This window comes from Mycoplasma sp. 11548, assembly GCF_055523555.1.
Genome location: NZ_JBVFVF010000001.1, coordinates 764,347 through 784,132 on the forward strand (window position 1 = coordinate 764,347; position 19,786 = coordinate 784,132).

A 19,786-nucleotide genomic window follows, 5' to 3' on the forward strand; every position below is an offset into this window, starting at 1 on the left:
AGACAATCTTTTTTTTGCACAAAAGAAAGCCATAAAAGTTTAAAAATGTTATAATATAAATTATTAAGTATTTATATATAAAGTAAAGGAAGTAAAAATGAAATTTAGTAAAAAATCATTAATTTGACTGATTCCTGGGATACTTTCACTCTTGCTAAGTATTATAATAATTTTAACATCACTAAATGACTATAATAGGGCAATTGTTTCTGCTGTTATTTCGGTTGCAATTATTTCGTTATTAACAATAACAATTTTGATTGTTTATTGGGGAGCAAGAAATTTTGCCAAAAACAAGAAAATAATTGATACTTCATTTAATAAAATTTTACATGATATTTTAGACCAAAATAATCTTGGCATGTGCATTTATAATACTAACCATGAAATAATTTGAACTACAAACTATATTAAAACAACATTTGGTCAAGATTTTATTGGAGTGAATTTAGCCAATATGATTAAAACTCTTGATCCAAATTTAGTAAATAAAAAATTACCTTTTGATAAATACTTATTAATTAATTTTAAGGATCAATATTTCCAATTACAAATTTTTCCAACAGAGCATTTATTAATTTTTCGTGATGTAACGAGTGAAAATATTTATAAAAATCAAGCACAAGAACAAATGCCAGTTATTGGTGAAATTGAAATTGATAACTATTTGCTATATCAGTCAATTTTATCAGAAGAACAATTATTTAAAATTAATAGTATTTTAGTAACTGTGCTAAGTGAATATAGTCAAAAGTATAATTTTATTTATCGGCAATATACAAATGGTAAATTCTTGATTTTTACAAATGAAGAAAGTATTCATAAATTAATTAACGAAAACTTTAATTTATTTTTTAATATAAAAAATGCTCTTAGTGATAAATTAGTTAAAAAACTAACTATTAGCGGAGGATTTTCTTATGGATGAATATCACTAAAAACAAAAATCGAAAAAGCCAAAAACGCTTTGACTCAAGCTCAGTCCCGTGGTGGAGATCAAATAGCTATTCAAACAAACTTTGTACCAACTTTTTTCTTAGGTTCAAATACTGAAGTTTTAAAAGATAATTCAAAAACACGTATTAGGTATCTGGCAGAGCAATTAGAACAAAAACTTTTAGATGAAAATATTGATCAAGTTTTTATTTATGGTCACCAATTAGCAGATTTAGATGCTTGGGGTGCCGCTTATGCTGTTTATGAACTAGTTAAACATTTTAAAAAGAAACCTTATATTATTTCAGATGCTTTTGATTCAACTACTACTCAAATGATTAAAGATTATAAAATTCCCAAAAATAACATTGTTTATAATTCTAGTTTTGCTTTAAAAAATACCAATATTAATTCACTAATTATCTTTGTTGATGTGGCTGATCCTGAGCGAACTGATAATCCAAAGGCAATTATAAATGTGAAACGTGAAAATATTTTTATACTCGACCACCATCGTTTATTAAAACAAACTGATTTTGCACTAAAAACTAATTGTTATGTTGAAACAAGTTCTTCAAGTACTTGCCAAATAGTGACAGAAATTCTTACCTTTTTAGAAAATAAGTTTGTTTTATCTAAATTAGCAGCTCAAATGTTGCTCAATGGAATTATGCTTGATACAAGCCAATTTTCAAAATCAGTAACTTCAAGTACCTTTGCAGCTGCATCATGATTGCAAAGTCAAAATGCTAGTTCATCTCGAAGTGTTGAAGTATTAAAAATAGACCACAGCACTAATGATAAAATTCAATCATTGATTGAAAATATTTACGAAATTAAAAAAGGATATTTCTTAGCATATTCTAATATTGAAGCCTCGAATGATGAAATTTCAATAGCAGCAAATGAAATCTTACGTATCAAAGGAAGAATTGCTTCCTTTGTTATTGCTAAGTTAGAAAATAAAAAAAATATCTATAAACTAAGTGCAAGAGGCATTAATACAAATGTTCAAATTATCTGCGAGGCTGTTGGAGGAGGAGGCCACTTTAATGCAGCAGCCGCAACTAGTCAAGAAGATTTAGAAACATTTGTTGATAATGTCAAACATGCTATAACAACCGCAGGGAGATTAATTAAAAATGAAAGTAATATTAACTAAAGATTGTAAAGATGGTAAAGCAAATACCATAATTGAAGTATCAGCTGGATACGGAACCAATTTTTTAATAAAAAAAGGTTTTGCAGTTGCTTACAATGAAGCCAATTTAGCTAAATTAAATAAAGTTTTAGATAATTTAGTTGCTGACGAACACGAAAAACGTTCTCAAGCGCACGAATTAAAATCTAAAATAGAAGATTTAACATTAAAATTCCAATTATCAGCAACGATTGACAAAAACGGGAATTTAAATGTGCATGGTTCAATTTCTACTAAAGATATTGATAAAAAACTTAAAGAACTAGGCTTTAAATTGCCTAAACATGCATTACAAAAAATCCACATAGTTTCACATGGAAATCATGAAATTAAAGTTTATATCTACAAAGAAATTGAAGCAACCTTACGCATATTCTTAAACATTACTAATGAAAAAAAATAGAAAAAAACATATTTGAAAATACCATAATTTTGAAAGTTTTGAATTTTTAAATAACCAACAAACCTTATTCAATGATGATTTAACCGAAAAAAGTGTTTTAAACTTAATGATGGATGATGCAAATAGACAACAGACGGCTTGCCAATATTTAACTGGTGAACACTTTTATCATGATGATAATAGACAACTTTTCGAATTTATTAATGAAAAACGTAATAAAAACATCCATGGAGTTGGGGTTTTTAACGATTATTACGAAATTCAGGAATTTGTTGAAGTTGAAGACTTAAAACACAAATACCCAAAAGTAACTAGTGCTTTAATTAATGAAATTAATTCATTATTTGCTAATGCTGATAATTTTTTAGATAAAATTGAGCAATTAATTGAATTGCTCAAAATGCGTAATTTAGAAACTTTTTACCAAGCCTCACTTAAAGCCTTAAACACTAAAAAAAATTTAAACTTTCAAGATTCAGTTCAAGATTTTACCACCTTCTTAGAAGAAAACTATTCTTCATCTTTACAGAATAGTTCTTTTATTCCATTTAATGAAGCAACCCAAGAATTTGAAGAATTAATATCACAAGGACTAGTGAATGATACTAATGAAGGATTAAAAACTGGTTATGATTTAATTGATAATTTAATTCAAGGTTTTAAGCCAGGACAATTAATTATTTTAGCAGCAAGACCCGGGGTAGGTAAAACCGCCCTTGCATTAAATATAGCTAAAAATATTACCCAAGAAGAGCAAGTTGATGCACAAGGACAAATTATTAGGCCATACAGTTGTGCTTTTATTTCGTTAGAGATGCCTTATACTGAACTAACCACCAGGTTTTATTCATCTTTAGCTTCAATTAACCTTGGTAAATTACAAAAACCCAAATTATTAGAACAAAACGATTTAGTCATTTTAAGATCAGTTATTTCAAGGAATAAAAATATTACTAATTTACATTTTGATGATAATACTTCAAGCAAAATTTCAGATTTAGTTTGAAAAATTAAGCAATTGCACAAAGAGATACAAACCACAAATAAAAATGGATTGAGTTTATTGATTGTTGATTACTTACAATTAATCTCAGGTAGTGAATTTAGTGGTAATCGTCAAAATGAAGTAGCGCAAATTTCAAGAGCTTTAAAAGTTTTAGCAATTGATTTAAAAATTCCAATTTTAGCTTTATCACAATTATCAAGAACTGTTGAAAGTCGCGAAAATAAAAAACCGCAATTAAGTGATCTAAGAGAATCAGGAGCCATAGAACAAGATGCTGATATTGTAATCTTTCTAAGTCGAAATCAAACAAAATTAAAACCAGATAACAATCAAGACCAATTCAATAGTTTTAATTCGCATATTCTAACTGATTTATCCATTGCTAAAAACCGTAGTGGACCAATTGGAGAAGGTGAATTACTTTATGAAGGTGCCAAAGTAACCTTCTACGAACGAAAATATTAGGAGAATCATGGACATATACTCGAGGTATGCCTCAACTCAACAAGCAACATCAACTTTAAGCAACCAACCTACCTTAAATATTCCACTTTTTGTAGGTATTATCGTTGGGCTATTACTCTTATTTTTATTAAGTGCAATTTATAGTGGTTGTGAAACAGCATATTCATCATTATCTGCGGTTAAAATTCACGAAATGAAAGAAAATAATGAAAAATCATCTAAACTCATTGAAAAACACCATAAAAGATTTAATCGCATCTTAACAACTATCTTAATAGCCAATAATTTAGTTAATGTAGCTTCTGCCACTTTAACATCTTATATGCTAGGATTATTACTAACTAATGAAACAAGCCGGTTAATTATCTCAATTTGTTTAGTAACTCCTTTGTTGGTTTTATTTGGCGAAATTACTCCCAAATTGATTGCAAAGAAAAATCCCAAAAAATACTTACAATTCTTTAGTTGGTATATTGATGTTAACTTTTGAATTTTTTGAATTCTTACTTGGCCTTTTTCAAAACTAACAACAAGGGTTTATGTAACTAATTCTGAAGAAGATCTAAAAAGTATTATTAACTTAGCCCAAGAAGAAGGAGTTCTGCAAGCAGGCGAAAGCATGTTAGCGCAAAAAGCCTTAGACTTAGATTCAACTAAGGTGTCTTCTCACTATATAAAACTAAAAGATGTTACATCTATTAGTTTTAGATCATCTGTGAAAGAAGCTCATGAGATTTTCAAAGAAACAAATTATTCACGTTTGCCTGTTATGCATGGTGGTCAATTAATTGGTATTTTATTATTAAAAGACATTTTTCACTTGCAACGTGGTAAAATTATGAATTATATTAAAAGAGTGCCGAATATATCGGCTAATTCAATTTTATCAAGCGCACTAGAAAAAATGCGAGCCGAACGTGCCCAAATGGCATTTGTAGTTGAAAATAATTCTTCATCAAATATTATTGGTATTATTACCATTGAAGATATTATTGAAGAAATAGTAGGTGAAATATATGATGAATATGACGATGATCATAAAATCTATGAAATATCATTAGAACGAGCACGAATTAAAGAAGACGTTAAAATGAGCGAAGTTTTTAAACAATTAGAAATTGATGAAGACTTACTTAACGAAAATGAATTAGACATGTATTTATACCAGTGATTGACTAATAAAATTAATAAACCAAAACTATATAAAAATTCTCGTTTTGTCTTAGATGAAACGATAGCTTTTAAGGTAATAGAAAGTCAAAGCAAACAAAAAAAACCTGTTATCGAAATAACAAAATTATAAAATTCGGTTTTAAAACCGAATTTTTTAATAATTTAAGTCGTTAAAAGAAATGTTAAAATTCTCATTTCTATCTTTAATTAACCATGCCCAATAATCTTTCAATAAATGTCGGTTGTTTTCTAAGTAATATAAACTTGGCATATTTTCTATTTCATCAATTGAAAAATCTAGCTCTATAACAGCATTATATAATTCAGAATCTTGAACATCATCATCAGATCCTTCTTGCATATTTGCAGTTTTTAATGTCCACAAAATAAAGTTAGATCAATTAATAAAAATATAATGATATTCATCATTAGTTATTCTAAAAAAACTAAAATTAATAAAATTAGCTTTGGAATGATTATCTTGCGAATAATCTATATGATTACTAATAATTAAACTTTTCACAGTTGGATTAATTGGATTAGCAAGAATATTTTGGGTATATCCAAGTTCTAACAGGGTATAGTCATTAAAAACATAAATTTCTGGGTAATATTTAGTTAAATATTTAAAATCATGAGATATAAAAACATAATTAAAATTATAATCTTTTGCAAGGTTTATTAAGATGTTTTGGATTTGATCCTTATAATCATTATTATCGCTTATCTCAAGATCATTAATAAATATGAATTTAGGTTTTTTCAATGCTTGAAATCCTAAATTTAATTTAAATAAATTTAAGGTTGGTAATAAATTACAATCAATAAAATAATCAGATAAATTTAAGCCAAGTGACCTATAAACTTCAATAAATTTTAAAATTGAAAAATATAATTCTTTAAATTTATAATTAACTTTATATTTAGAAAGTATAAAATTAGCAATTTTATCAAAAAAGTAAAAACTAAAGTTAACAATGTGATTTAAATATCTCTTAGATTTAATTTCATCTAGCAATTTACTTTGTTTTTGATCAAGTTTCAAAGCAAAACCAAGTTTAGATACATATTTGTAAAATCTATTAGTGAGATTTTGAAAACTTTTTAAATTTTTCAAAATACGTACTAATTTTAGTTCTCGTGCTTCTAATATTTTTTTGAATAATTCTAATGCTTTACGTTGTTCCCATACTAGTTGAGCATTCTTAGTTTTTATTTGTTCAGCTAAATGCAAAATATGATTATTATCTTTATCTTTATATTTTTTTTGTTTTACTAAAAACGAGTTTTGAGCTTGTTTTTTATATTTTTCTAATTTTTGAATAATATTATTAATCTTATTTTTATTATTTAAAGAGATATTATAAAAATTGGTAAAGTTAATATTAAATTGATACCTAATACTCTTTTTTAATAATTTAATTTGTTTATAAAAATTAAATTTGTTTGAACTAGGAATAAATGGAATTTTTTCAAAGAGTAAATTAAGTTCTTCATTAACTAGATTATCTAAGTCAAAAACTAAATCCTCTTCTAAATATTGAAAATATGATTTATTTTTAGTTCAAAAATTTATAATCTTATGTGTAAAATATTTATTTTTATATAAATCAAATTTTGCTTGAAAATTATTATTATTTGTGTTTTTAAGATAATTTCTAATAATTCTTAATTTTTCTTTTTGCTTTTTAATAATAGTACTAATAAACTTTTGATTTTTAATTTTAAAAGCTAATTGGTATTTTTTAATTGCTTTAAGTTCTTGATCAAGAGCTTTTATTTTAAAATCATTATAAACATGTAACAAGGTTTTATTTTGAATTTTTCTAATGTAAAAAATGTCTTTGGTATATTTCAATATTTTTAGCTCTTGGAAAAATAATTCATTACTTTCTCAATCATGAAATAATTTTTGTGAACTAAGATTTAATTCTCTAAAAAATTCAATAAATAAATCTGTTAGTTCTTCTTCATAATTCTTAATTCAAGCAAAAGCATCCTTAAGCATTAAATCAATATTTAAAGATGCTTTATTTTTATAATTATATCTTTCAATAAATAAATCTAGTAAACGTTTAAATTCTTTCCCTGTAGCTTGCAATTGATTAGCAAAAAAGTATATTTTAGGAAATAAATAATTTTTAGTATTTAAGGAATATTTTCTGTCAAAAATATTTTTGTTTTTGTTCGCAAGTTCTTGCTTTGTGATTTTAATACATTGTTTTCAAAATAAATAAAACGAGTTTTTAGTTGTTTGTTGTAAAGATAAATTATTTAAATCTAAGTAGGCAAGGTGTTTATAATGATCTTTATGGTTTTGGTAAGTTTGTAAGTCATGGTCATATGAATATAAAAAAATATTTGATTTTTGAGCTTTGGTTAAAAGCTTTTTTAATTTATCAAAAGTCAAATTTTTATTTTGGGAGGGAATTAAAAACCCTGTAGCTTTTTTATCTAAATAAATTTCAGGAATATAAATATCATGTTCTAAATTTTTATCTTGAAATTTAGAAATTCAAAATTTACTTTTTTTGGGTTTAGCAAAGATATTTGTAATAATTAATAAATTCTTATCTTGCATTGTTTATTTATATGATAATTCAGAATTTTTGTTAATTAATCCACTAATAATTAAATATGCAAAATAAATTACAAAAATATTGAAATAAATTTTAATTGGGCTGAGTAGAACATGTTGAGTTAATCAAACAAACACATCTTCTTTGTTAGATCCACCAAATGAATATAAGTCAGCATATGATAAAATTGGTAAATTTGCTAATTCCAAAATAGCACTAAAAGAAATGATTGGTAATAAAACATTGTAAAACTTTGGTTTAAATTTAAATCTACCAAAGATTACAAAAACTACCATTGTTAACGAACCAAACGACATTAAAGCAAGTAAAATATTTTTATCCTTAATAAATGAACGATCAATAACACGTTGCGGCGAATAAAACACAATTGATAAGACAATTCCTAAAGATAAAATTAAAAAAGCAAGCGAAACAAATAAATTCACATTCATTAAAGTTTTTTGACTTTTATTATTAATAATATTCTGAATCTTTTGGTCATATTTTAAAATTAATAAAGAATATTTATTAATTTTATATTGGTCATTATCCAAAACTGCTTTTTGGTATTTTACTCCAAGCAAGTTAATTTTTTTATTTAATTTAGCTTTAGCATAATTAGATTCAAAAGCCTCTTTTAAAAAGTATAAGAAGTAAACACTAAAAACTCCCGGAATAAATCCATTAACGCCAGCAGCTACTGTATAGAGTAAATTATAACCCACGGGGGGGACAAATAAGATCGATAAAAAATCACTAATTAACCCAACGAATAATCCTGTCCAAGGTCCAAAAATAAATCCGGTTATTTTTATTGGTAAACTAATAAAACCAATCTTAAAAGAAGGAATAATGACAAATGGCATAATTTGTACAACCACAATTGAAAAACTTACCGATATTGCAATTAAAATTGAAACAAAGGCCATTTTTTTTAAGGTTCACCTTGGAAAAAATGATATGTCATTTAAATTAAATTTCAAGATTTTATTAGACACTTTTTTCATGCTCATATTATACCATTTTGTTGTAAAAATTTATGTTAGTATTAATTGCTAAATTAAATTAGTTTATTAATAGTTATCAAATGTGTAAAACAAGGATATTTAGATATTATTATGATTTTAAAATGAAAATTAATAATCACAACTCGTTTTATATGTAAATTAAAGATCAATATATAGTTAAATATATTATTAAAACACTTTCTGATAAATATATATAATATCAAGCAGCAAATAAAATACTATTATTAAATTTATAATAATAGTATATAATTATATTAGTAAACGGGGGTTTAGTATAATGGCAGTGCTACAGTCTCCAAAACTGCAAGTAAGGGTTCGATTCCTTTAACCCCCGCCATATAATACAATAAGTTTTTTATTCTTAATTTTAAAAAGATAGATTTAAATCTATCTTTTTTTTATATTATTAACTCAAAGACCTAGTATCTTCAGCCCTTACTGGTTATGAAGCATTAAATGCCGATAATAAAACAAAGCTTACTAGTGAAAAACTATTATTAGAAAAATTAAGTTCCCAAGTTACTAAACTTGAAACTTTAAAAGCAGAAGTAACTAGTGCTTACCAAACGAGAATTTTAATCCAAGAGAAAAAACAAGAGTTTGAAACAAATGTTAATGACGATAAAACGTTGGCTCAATATAATCAGCTTAAAGATTCAATTGAACCTTACTTAACATCAATTTATGAAGCTACCAAACAAAAAATAACTAGTGAGCTTGGAGATACACTCGAAGCTAAAGAATTATTAACTAAAGCAGAAGAAATTAATAAAAAACCAGAATGAAATGATCAGGAAATGAAAGATCTTGAAAAAGAGGTGGAGAAAGCTAAGGAAAATTCCGTGGAATTATAAACATGGACAGCAAAATTTAACATTTTAGTAACTTATAATGCCATTGCAAATTGCTTTGGCGTTTTTCAGTTTAAGTTTGATTGAATTCGATCGTTATTATACCAAACTACATATTCTTGTATCATATCATTAAGTTCATTGAATGTTATTTTGGAATAATCTAAATCATTTAATAATTCGGTTTTAATGATCCCAAACCAATATTCAATTTCTCGATTATCAAGTGAGTTTCCCACTCTTGATAACGAAATAACGCCACCAATATTTTGAACTTCTTTAATATATTGATGATGTGTATATTGAAAGCCATGATCTGAGTGAATGATAAAATTTTTGGGTTTGTATTGTTTTAATGAATTTAAATTGTCTAAAACTAGTTCTAGATTATTACTTCTTGATAATTTAAAACCAACAATTTGTTTAGTTTTATGAGATAAAATTGCAGACAAATAAACGTGTGATTCTAACACGTCTTTTGGTGCTTTTATATATGAAACATCAGTTGCATAAATATTTCGATTGTTTTGATCGTTATAATCACGATTTACTAAGTTATCAATTTGTGAAGATACATTTTTAATTTCTTTTCGTTTTGATTTTTGTCTAAGCTTACATTTTAGGCCTAAAAGGTTCATATATCTCCCTAAAGAACGTTCGTTTATATCTATTTTGTATTTTTGAGATATGTAAACACTTAGCTTTAGCCTTCCATATCTTGACTTTGTTTCTATGAACGATTTTTCAATTACATCACTATGTTTAGGGAGTTTTTGTGAAATTTTAATCTTATGAGTTTTAGAAATTGTTTGCCTAGAAATGCCAAAAACTTCTGAAAGCTTCACGTAACTTATGCTAAAACTTTTTAATTCAATAACTTTCTTACTTTTGGGTAATTCATTGGTAATTTCATAATATCTTTTAGCTATTTGTAACAAATCATCACGATCAAAAATATCTCAATTTGGTTCTCTTTTCTTCTTAGGACTGCCACTTCCTTTTTTGCGGTTTTCGCCTTTCTTTGTCTGCAATAAGTCTTCCATACCTAAATTATAATACTTAATTATTTTATTAATTCTAACTTTTACACTATTTCTTTGTAAGTTTTTTGTTCCTGGTGATATTTGGTAAATAGCCCGAAAAGCACCTGGGAAACCTGACTTTTGATATTCTTCATATATTTTTGCAAATTCTTCTTTCTTTAAATGTCTTGACATAATTTTCCTTTCAAAAAATTTTTTCGTTGGTACCAACGAATGGTAACAGAAAAGCTAACATTTACATGTTAACTTTTCTGTCCGGCTTTATTAAAAGCAAAAAGAGAGTTTATTGAGTCTGTATTAATAGCAAAACCTGAATTTGAATCAGGTACTCAAGAATGGAAATTTAAGTTAGTTACTGATAATAACAAAATACAAGAACTACAAAAAAAATATACACATTTTGAAATTCAAATCACTGCCGCAGATGGAGATATTTTAACTGAGACTAAACAAATCTTCAACTATAGTGAATATGCTTGAGGAATTAAAACTGAAGGAAGCGACTACGTCCTAAAAGTTAAAACAACTTTCACAAACACAAAGACAACTCTAGATCCAAAAAGCTGAACCATATCATTGCTTAACATTGATACTGGGGAAAAAGTTCTTTGAGATCATGGGCAAAAATCATAGATTAAATTAAACAAAAGCCGACATTTAGATGTCGGATTTTTTATATCTATAATATCATGTTAAACTATGAACTAAATTAATTTATTTGTTAAATATTAAAAAAAGATAGATTTTAAAAATCTATCTTTTTACTACTTAATTAATAATGAATCCTGGTCCATTTCATTTGGTTTTCTAATACCCATATAATCTAGAACTGTCGGTGCAATATTAGCTAAAATACCATCTCTAAGTTTAATACTTTTATCACTGCAAATTAACATAACGGGGCTGCTAGTATGCTTAGTGGCTGGATTACCCTGTTCATCTTCTGTAATTTCAGCATTACCATGATCAGCTGTAATAAAAACAGTTACATTGTTTTTATTTGCTCATTCTAAGATACGAGCAAATTGAGTATCTAAAAATTCAACAGCTGTAATAGTAGCCTGTAGATCGCCAGTATGACCAACCATATCAGGGTTTGCATAGTTCATAATCGTTAAATCATAATTTAAAGCATTTTCAAGCAGTTGATCAGTAATTCCTTCTGCTGACATATGGGGAGCTTTTGCATAAGATTCAACTTTTAAAGAATCGACCATAATACGCTTTGAGTTTTTAAACTCAATATCTTTTCCCCCATCCATAAAGAAAGTTACGTGTGCATATTTTTGGGTTTCTGCAATTCTTAGCTGACTTTTATTTTCTAATTCTAAAACTTTTCCAATTGGCATTGGAATATCCATTTCACTAAAAGCAATTAATGTATCTAAGCCTTCATACTTCATCATTGAAGCAAATTTATTAATTTTTACTTGTTTTGGCGCTTTAACATCATATAAGTTTGAATTAATAAATAAATGGGTTAGTTGACGTGCCCTGTCTGGTCTAAAGTTAAAGAAAATAATTGAGTCATAATCTTTAACAAAATAATCTTGGTTTAAAGTTTGGTTAATAGCTGGAATAAAGAATTCATCAGAGATCTCTTGTTTATATTGATCCTGAACATAAGTTACAGGATCAATATAACTTACTTTTGCATTTCCCAAAATAGCATCATAAGCTTGAAATACTCTATCAAACATTTTATCTCGATCCATAGCATAAAATCTACCAGAAATTGATGCTATTTTATAACCATATTTATCACAAATTAATTGTAATTTACTTAATGATTCTTTAATTGAGCGAGGTGCTACATCCCTACCATCACCAAAGACATGAACTGAGACTTTTTTAAGTCCATAATTATATGCAGCATGTAATAACTCGAATAAATGATCTTCTAATGAGTGAACACCACCAGGTGATAATAATCCCATTAAATGTAATGTGGTATTGTTTTTCAAAACATCTTGAAAAACATCAACAAAAGCTTTAGTGTCTTTGTAAGTACCATCAGCTAAAGCTTTTTTAATTAATGATAATCCGGTATAAACAATAGTTCCGGCACCAATATTTAAATGACCTACTTCAGAATTACCCATTTGACCTTCAGGCAACCCCACGGCCTCTCCTGAAGCTTGAATAATAGAATTAGGGTAAGTTGTAAAGAGATGGTCAAATGTTGGGGTCTTAGCTAGCGCAAAACCATTGCCTTGGGTTTGTTTTCTAAGACCTAAACCATCAATAACAATTAAAACAATTTTTTTCAAATTTCTCCTTGATAATATAAATTTTAAATAATTTACATTATACTAAAAAAATAAAAATATGATTAAAAATAACGGACTAAATCCGTTATTTTAGAAAATTTATTAGCATATCTTATGCAGCAGCAGCAGCTTCTGGTTGGTCAGATTTAGTTTCTGGATTATGAGTTATAACTTCGTATAGATACTCTTTGTCATTTTCGTCTTTAAAGTAAATAGTTGCAGTGAACTGAGCATTAGTAGCATTAGTAGCATTAGTAGATTCATTTCTTTCTGTACCATTTTTACCTTTTAAAGATTCACTATTAGTCTCAGTTTTTGGATTTTTATCCTCTTTTCATTTACCAAGCTCTACTTTAGTTCCAGATCTAATCTTAAGTCTTTCTACTAAATCAGAACCTTCCCAGTTCGGATTTTTAATTGACTGTGTAGTCTCCTGAGCGAATTCTTCATTATTTTGATTTATAACCACTTTTACTTTAACAAATTTATTTGCAAATTCCTGGATCTTTGATCCATTAGTTCCGTAATTTAAATAAAATAGAATTTCATTTTTATCTTGATCAATTGTTGGTTTTTTAAGCATAACATCTTGAATTAGTTTATACTCTTGACTATTTTGTTTTTCCTTAGCTTTCTCCACCTCTTTTTCAAGATCTTTCATTTCCTGATCATTTCATTCTGGTTTTTTATTAATTTCTTCAGCTTTAGTTAATAATTCTTTAGCTTCGTGTGTATCTCCAAGCTCACTAGTTATTTTTTGTTTGGTAGCTTCATAAATTGATGTTAAGTAAGGTTCAATTGAATCTTTAAGCTGATTATATTGAGCCAACGTTTTATCGTCATTAACATTTGTTTCAAACTCTTGTTTTTTCTCTTGGATTAAAATTCTCGTTTGGTAAGCACTAGTTACTTCTGCTTTTAAAGTTTCAAGTTTAGTAACTTGGGAACTTAATTTTTCTAATAATAGTTTTTCACTAGTAAGCTTAGTTTTATTATCGGCATTTAATGCTTCATAACCAATAAGGGCTGAAGATACTAGGTCTTTGAGTTTTAAAATTAAACCTTCTTCAGTTTCTTTTAAAATAACACTGTGATCTTCGCGATATTTAACTTCTTGCTCTAAAGTTGCAATTTGGGTTTTTAATTCTTGCAATCTGGTATGTTCGTTTGTTAACATACTTTTAATTGATGCTGCTAAACCATCATATCAATTAATTGCAAAATCCACTTCGTTTTTATCGCTAATTGCAACGTTTGCTTTTGTTTTAGCAAGTATTTTAGCATTAACTCTTTTGAATTCATCAGCTTCATTAGTATATGCTTGGCTCTTATTTTGTTCAGTTTCTAATTCTCTAATTTTTGCTGATAAATCATCTAACTTAGTTTTTTCAGCAGCTAATTTAGTTGTAGCATCAGACACTTCGCCTAAGATAGAATAATAAGCTGTATATCCTGCTTCAACAAGGCTACGATCAGCAACAGTAACATTAGATTTAGTTTTAGCTAAAATTGTTTTATGAGTTGCTCTAAATGATTCTAATTTCTTTAAATCAGCCATTTGGTATTTTAATTGATCTAACTTAACTTTTTCACTAACCAAGTTAGCTTGGTTCTCTGGTGATAAAGATGCAAATGCTGATAAGGCTGCATTAAGTGCTGATTCATCATTTGTTGTTAAAGAACTTACAGTTTTACTTAAAATTAAATTATTATTTACTGTAAATTGTTGTTCAGGTTGTGGGTTTGTTTGGGTATTAGTTTTATTTGTGCTAGTAACCGCAATAATAGTTGCAGTAGTTACTACTGCTGCACCTAAGGCAAGCCCACCACCTAATAATATTCATTGTTTTTTTGTCATTTGTACTCCTGTTTACTTTTAAATTATTTAAATTTATTAAGATTTTTCAAACTAACATATAAATTATATTAAATTTTTTTAAAACAAAAAAAAAAAAAAATAAAGCCAAAAAGTAAAAAATAGAAAAATAAACATCAAATTTAGTTATGATGTTTATTTTTTATATTATTTAGCTAATGGTTCATGGGAAGCTTGAACTATTTCATCAAAACCTGCACCAGAATTAGCTAAAACATATGCTCCAAAGGTATTTTCCACAAATGCTCCTTTAGCTACATGAATCTTTTTATCTGGTAAAAGCATTGCTATTGACTCAGCTCCCAAAGTAGCTGAACCAAGGTCAGAAAAAATAAAAATTTCCTCAAATTCTGGATTAACTTGAATTAATTCATAAATTTGCATTGGTTCTGTACCTAATTCTTGGCCATTATTTACACCACCCAATGCTTCAATTTTAACAAACTCGCTGTTAAGAGGCAACATCTTAGTTAAATATTCAGCTAGTGTTAATGCTAATTTTTGATAATGACTAATTAAAATAAATAATTTAGCTTTAACCATACTTTAAAGTTCCCTTACAAAGTTTTTTAAAATAATTGCTGTGGTGTATGCACCAGGATCAATAGATCCTGTTGAATGACCTTTTAAATAAGCAGCTCTTCCCCGCGAAGCAACCATATCTTTAGTTGCTTCAACAAGGTTTTCTAAGTATGCTAATAAGTCAGTTTTTAGCTTTGAATCAAAATCATTATATTCAAATACTTTTATGCTAAAAGGTCTTCAAATATCATACATTGTTTTATCATTTAATTTTACTTTTCCTAAAGTTTCTAAAGTATTTGCAAAGCTTTTTGTAAAGTTTTTAAATGCATCTCATGAAATAACTTCTAAGTTGGCAAAAGCTTTCGAAGCATTTAAAAATGACATTCCATATAAAGGACCACTTGCCCCGCCCACCTTTGTCATTAACATTTTACCAAGGCTAGCAAAGTAGCTTTCTAAAGTTTGATTGCTTGCATCAAGTTCGATGCAAGCATCAAAACCTCTTAAAATATTAGATCCATGGTCCCCATCGCCTGTTACTAGATCTAATTGTGTAATATAATCTAATTGATCAGTCAATTCTTGATGAATTGACTTAATGATCATTTTTGCTTTAGATAAATTTATCTTCAAAATTTAACCTCTGTTCTATCATATAAGTAATAACTTTCACGTATAGACTTTATGCCTTAAAATTTAAATTTTTATAAATAAAAGACATTGATTTTTCCTCTAAACATGAATAAATTTGTGCAGGGTAAAATGCACAAATTTAATTTTATCTTATTTTTGTTAAACTGCAAGCGCAATTGCACCAATTAATATTCCACCAAGCATTGGCGCTGCAACTGGTACTCATGAGTATGATCAGTTAGCTCCCACATGTTCTTTTTTACGTGGTGCTAAGACTGTTTTTTCCATTAATAAATAAACAATTCTAGGTCCTAAGTCCCTGGCTGGGTTAATTGCATAACCTGTTGATGATCCAAGTGACATTCCAATTACCATAACTAATAATGCAACAGGTAATGGACCTTGAGCTCATCCAAAAGTAATAAGGTTCTTGCTTCCTAAAGCTAAAATAACACCAACTAATAAAAGTGTTCCAACTAATTCATATGCAAAGTTAAAGATAGCCGCTTTTTCTTTGAAATTGTCATAAGCCGGACCAGTGCAGTGAGCTCCCCGCACTGAACCAAGGTCAGTTTCTTGAATATGTTTTCAATTAATAAAGTTAAGAATGATTTGTCCAACCATTGCACCTAAAATTTGCAATGGAATATAAGCTAGTTCTTTAGCATTTTTAAAACTATTTGAAACTAGCGAAAAGATTGTCACCGCTGGGTTTAAATGAGCAGGTCCTCCCATTGCAACACCAACAGTAGCCGCAACAAGCACTGCTAAACCTCATGCAAGTGCAATAACGATTCATTTTCCTGGTTGATTAGCAAACATGCGTTTCCCTGAAACGCTGTACACTACACCATTACCAAGAATAATAAGAAGCATTGTTCCAATAAATTCTGATAAATATAACATACATTTTCCTATTCTAAATCTTTAGTTCAATTTAAAGTTTTCTTAACAGATAATTCTCATCCTTTAAGGAGATTATCTGTTTCTTGTTTGGTTAAATTAGGTTCAAAAACCCTATCTGGTTGGTTAAGTTTTTTAACTTCTTCAATACTCTTTCAATACCCCACAGCTAAACCAGCAAGGTATGAAGCGCCTAATCCAGTAGTTTCAGTATTTGAAGGTCTTTCTACTTTTAAATTTGAAATAGATGCTTGGAATTGCATTAAGTAATTTGATTTTGATGCTCCACCATCTACTTTTAATTGAATGATTGGTTTCCCTAAATCTTTTTGCATTGCTTGAATTAAATCATTTGATTGGTAAGCAATTGAATCAAGCGTTGCTTTAACTAAATGTTCACGTTTAGTTCCCCGTTCCAAACCAAAAATAGCTCCACGTGAATTTGAATCTCAATATGGTGCACCAAGCCCTGTAAATGAAGGCACTACATAAACTCTTTGATCATCATTTACTAATGAGGCAAAGAAATCTGATTCAGCTGAATTATAAATTATTCTAATTGAATCTCTTAATCATTGAATTGCTGCTCCGGCAATAAAAACTGAACCTTCTAATGCATAAACTGTTGGCTGATTACCAAGTTTTCAAGCAATAGTTGTTAATAATTTATTTTGTGATTTAATAGCAGTAGTACCGGTATTTACTAATGTAAAACATCCTGTTCCATAAGTATTTTTTACCATTCCTACTTCCGTGCACATTTGACCAAATAAAGCTGATTGTTGATCACCAGCTACACCGGTAATTGGCACTTCACCAACTGCTTTATTTGATCATAAAGTTGGGGTTACAATTCCATAGTGTTCTGATGAAGATTTTACTTCTGGTAAGATTGATTTAGGAATTTCAAAAAGATCTAAAATTTCTTGATCTCAATCTAGAGTATGAATATTGTATAGCATGGTTCTTGAGGCATTTGAAACATCTGTGGCATGTACTTTTCCATCAGTTAATTTTCAGATTAATCAAGTATCTATGGTACCTGCTAATAGTTTTCCTTCAGCTAATTTTTCCTTAGCTTCAGGCACATTTTGTAAAATTCATCTAATTTTTGTACCACTAAAGTAAGGGTTAATAATTAGTCCTGTTTTATCTGTGATTTTTTGAGCTCACTCAGTGTCTAATAATGTCTCACAATAATCACTTGTACGACGGTCTTGCCATACAATTGCATTGTATACTGGTAAACCTGTTTCTTTATCTCATAAAACTACAGTTTCACGTTGGTTGGTGATGCCAAGGGCAACGATGTCATGAGATTTAATTTTTGCTTTATGCTTTGCAGATTGCATAGTTGAAAGTTGCACATTCCAAATTTGAAGTGGATCATGTTCTACTCACCCAGATTTTGGAAAATGTTGATCAAATTCAACTTGGCTACTTGCCACAATTTGCCCTTGGTGATTAATTACAAGTGTACGACATGATGTCGTTCCTGAATCAAGTGTAATAACGTATTTATTGTTCATTTAAACTCCTTAAAATTGAATTTTAAATTTTGGATTATAGTTTGGATTTTTTTCTAAGATAATTCCTGCTTCTTGAACTAATTTCACTATTTCGAGTGCAATAGCAGGAGCAGAGGCAATAGCTGGTGATTGCATTCCAGCAGCATTAATAAACTTTTTATTATCTTTCGCTGACCTAATTACAAAATCATTAGTTTCAACGTCAATTGGCCTTGAACCAGCTAATGTAAGCTCAGTTTTGTCAATTCGTAAACTTGGAATTATTTCAGTACCAATTTGACCAATATAATCAAATTTTTCTTTAGTTACAAGTCTGGTTTCATCTTTTGGTACATTTTCTTGTGCTGTAGGACCTACTAAGATTCTTCCATCTAACATAGGAGCAACAATTACACCTTTTCCATGGATAGTTGGCACTTTAAAGCAAATTGATTTAACAATACCTGCTTCACTTCGGCTTAAAATCCGGTATTCTCCGCGGCGTGTTTTTTGTTTAAAATCTCCATATCCTGCTTTTTCAGCCAATACATCAGCATAATGTCCTGCTGCATTAACCACAACATCAGATCTTAAAATTGTTCCATTTTTTAATGTTATAGTAAATTCATCATTTTGATATTTAATATTGACTACTTCAGAATTTTTGCTTAAAGTTGTTCCATTTTGCTCACTAGCTCCTAAAAAAGCGTAACTAGCTCTAACTGGATCAATTGCCCAAGAACTAGTACAAAGTAAGGCTCCAACTACTTTAGGATTAACATTTGGTTCACGTCTTAATACTTCATCTCTATCAATTATTTTTAAGTATTCTTGTGGAACTTTATTAGTTAAACCTCTTTCATACAGCATATGAACATGTTGCATTTCTTCTTCGTTAAAGGCTAAAATTAATGAATCAGCTTGTACTCTTGGAAATTCTAAATCCTTAAAGATTTTTTCACGTCAGAGCTGGTTTCCTAAAACATTTAAACGAGCTTCAAGTTTGTGTGGTTCAGGGTCAAAGCCACCATGAATTGCTCCAGAATTACCTTTTGATGTTTCGTCCGCAAAAAGCGGATTTCTTTCTAGTAAAATGGTTTTGAGTTTATATTGTGATAGTTCATAAGCGATGACTGATCCAATAATTCCTCCACCAATAATAACTATGTCATATTTTTGTTGCATATATCTCCATATAATTTAAAATATTTAAAATAGGTGTATGTATGTTAGTTATGATTAATTGAAATTCGAATACATACAATTAAATTATATTAGGTTTATGAGAAAATTTAGTATTTTAATATATTCTCTTGATATTGTAAATAAAACTATTTGTATTTTAATTACAAACGTTAAAATAAAAAAACTAGCTTTCGCTAGTTT

At 28.2% G+C, this 19,786-nt stretch carries 15 protein-coding genes and 1 tRNA gene; 6 read left to right on the forward strand and 10 right to left on the reverse strand.

All coding sequences use genetic code 4. The features are described 5' to 3' along the window. Window positions 1-97 precede the first annotated feature (97 nt). The 4 genes from AC0B4K_RS03060 to AC0B4K_RS03075 are packed head-to-tail and all read left to right on the forward strand — an operon-like array spanning window position 98 to window position 5,314. Window positions 98-2,098, forward strand: a complete 2,001-nt coding sequence (locus AC0B4K_RS03060) for a GGDEF domain-containing protein (RefSeq protein WP_465103751.1) — start codon at window positions 98-100, stop codon at window positions 2,096-2,098. Continuing rightward, window positions 2,079-2,540 (forward strand): 50S ribosomal protein L9, encoded by a 462-nt coding sequence (gene rplI / locus AC0B4K_RS03065; protein ID WP_465103752.1) that lies wholly within the window; start codon window positions 2,079-2,081, stop codon window positions 2,538-2,540. The genes AC0B4K_RS03060 and rplI overlap by 20 nt, the downstream gene beginning before the upstream one ends. Then, window positions 2,527-4,011: a replicative DNA helicase gene (locus AC0B4K_RS03070; protein WP_465103753.1), complete on the forward strand. Its 1,485-nt coding sequence runs from the start codon at window positions 2,527-2,529 to the stop codon at window positions 4,009-4,011. Before rplI ends, AC0B4K_RS03070 begins: the two co-directional genes overlap by 14 nt. Before the next feature lie 7 nt (window positions 4,012-4,018). Then, window positions 4,019-5,314 carry a CNNM domain-containing protein gene (locus tag AC0B4K_RS03075; protein WP_465103754.1) on the forward strand — a complete coding sequence of 432 codons (1,296 nt, stop codon included), beginning with the start codon at window positions 4,019-4,021 and terminating at the stop codon, window positions 5,312-5,314. A 24-nt stretch (window positions 5,315-5,338) separates the two neighbouring features. On the opposite strand, the gene AC0B4K_RS03080 is transcribed toward AC0B4K_RS03075, so the two are convergent. Together AC0B4K_RS03080 and AC0B4K_RS03085 are read right to left on the reverse strand one after the other, a co-directional pair. Next, entirely contained in the window at window positions 5,339-7,765 is a 2,427-nt protein-coding gene (locus AC0B4K_RS03080) for an MAG1360 family OppF-related protein (RefSeq protein WP_465103755.1), read from the reverse strand. Between the two features lie 3 nt (window positions 7,766-7,768). Next, the gene (locus AC0B4K_RS03085) at window positions 7,769-8,770 is read right to left on the reverse strand and encodes an ECF transporter S component (protein ID WP_465103756.1); all 1,002 of its coding nucleotides are present in this window, start codon (window positions 8,768-8,770) and stop codon (window positions 7,769-7,771) included. 284 nt (window positions 8,771-9,054) lie between these two features. Between AC0B4K_RS03085 and AC0B4K_RS03090 the strand changes: the two genes are divergently transcribed. Both AC0B4K_RS03090 and AC0B4K_RS03095 read left to right on the forward strand, forming a co-directional pair. Beyond that, a tRNA-Trp gene (locus tag AC0B4K_RS03090) sits at window positions 9,055-9,128 on the forward strand. Between the two features lie 292 nt (window positions 9,129-9,420). Further along, on the forward strand, window positions 9,421-9,645 hold the full coding sequence (locus AC0B4K_RS03095; protein WP_465103757.1) for a hypothetical protein: 225 nt from the start codon (window positions 9,421-9,423) through the stop codon (window positions 9,643-9,645). 32 nt (window positions 9,646-9,677) lie between these two features. On the opposite strand, the gene AC0B4K_RS03100 is transcribed toward AC0B4K_RS03095, so the two are convergent. The 8 genes from AC0B4K_RS03100 to glpO all read right to left on the reverse strand — a co-directional run bounded on the left by AC0B4K_RS03100 (window position 9,678) and on the right by glpO (window position 19,585). Then, on the reverse strand, window positions 9,678-10,859 hold the full coding sequence (locus AC0B4K_RS03100; RefSeq protein WP_465103758.1) for an IS3 family transposase: 1,182 nt from the start codon (window positions 10,857-10,859) through the stop codon (window positions 9,678-9,680). Window positions 10,860-11,449: 590 nt separating this feature from the next. After that, window positions 11,450-12,955, reverse strand: a complete 1,506-nt coding sequence (gene gpmI / locus AC0B4K_RS03105) for a 2,3-bisphosphoglycerate-independent phosphoglycerate mutase (protein WP_465103759.1) — start codon at window positions 12,953-12,955, stop codon at window positions 11,450-11,452. A gap of 112 nt (window positions 12,956-13,067) precedes the next feature. Continuing rightward, on the reverse strand, window positions 13,068-14,813 hold the full coding sequence (locus AC0B4K_RS03110; RefSeq protein ID WP_465103760.1) for a hypothetical protein: 1,746 nt from the start codon (window positions 14,811-14,813) through the stop codon (window positions 13,068-13,070). Between the two features lie 165 nt (window positions 14,814-14,978). After that, the gene (locus AC0B4K_RS03115) at window positions 14,979-15,374 is read right to left on the reverse strand and encodes a PTS sugar transporter subunit IIA domain-containing protein (protein ID WP_465103761.1); all 396 of its coding nucleotides are present in this window, start codon (window positions 15,372-15,374) and stop codon (window positions 14,979-14,981) included. A 3-nt stretch (window positions 15,375-15,377) separates the two neighbouring features. Next, window positions 15,378-15,989: a dihydroxyacetone kinase subunit DhaL gene (dhaL, locus tag AC0B4K_RS03120; RefSeq protein WP_465103762.1), complete on the reverse strand. Its 612-nt coding sequence runs from the start codon at window positions 15,987-15,989 to the stop codon at window positions 15,378-15,380. A 159-nt stretch (window positions 15,990-16,148) separates the two neighbouring features. Continuing rightward, a complete protein-coding gene (locus AC0B4K_RS03125) occupies window positions 16,149-16,895 on the reverse strand; it encodes an MIP/aquaporin family protein (protein ID WP_465102452.1) in 747 nt (248 codons plus the stop codon). Window positions 16,896-16,903: 8 nt separating this feature from the next. Next, entirely contained in the window at window positions 16,904-18,421 is a 1,518-nt protein-coding gene (gene glpK, locus AC0B4K_RS03130; RefSeq protein ID WP_465103763.1) for a glycerol kinase GlpK, read from the reverse strand. A 9-nt stretch (window positions 18,422-18,430) separates the two neighbouring features. Then, window positions 18,431-19,585: a type 2 glycerol-3-phosphate oxidase gene (gene glpO, locus AC0B4K_RS03135; RefSeq protein ID WP_465103764.1), complete on the reverse strand. Its 1,155-nt coding sequence runs from the start codon at window positions 19,583-19,585 to the stop codon at window positions 18,431-18,433. Window positions 19,586-19,786: the final 201 nt, after the last annotated feature.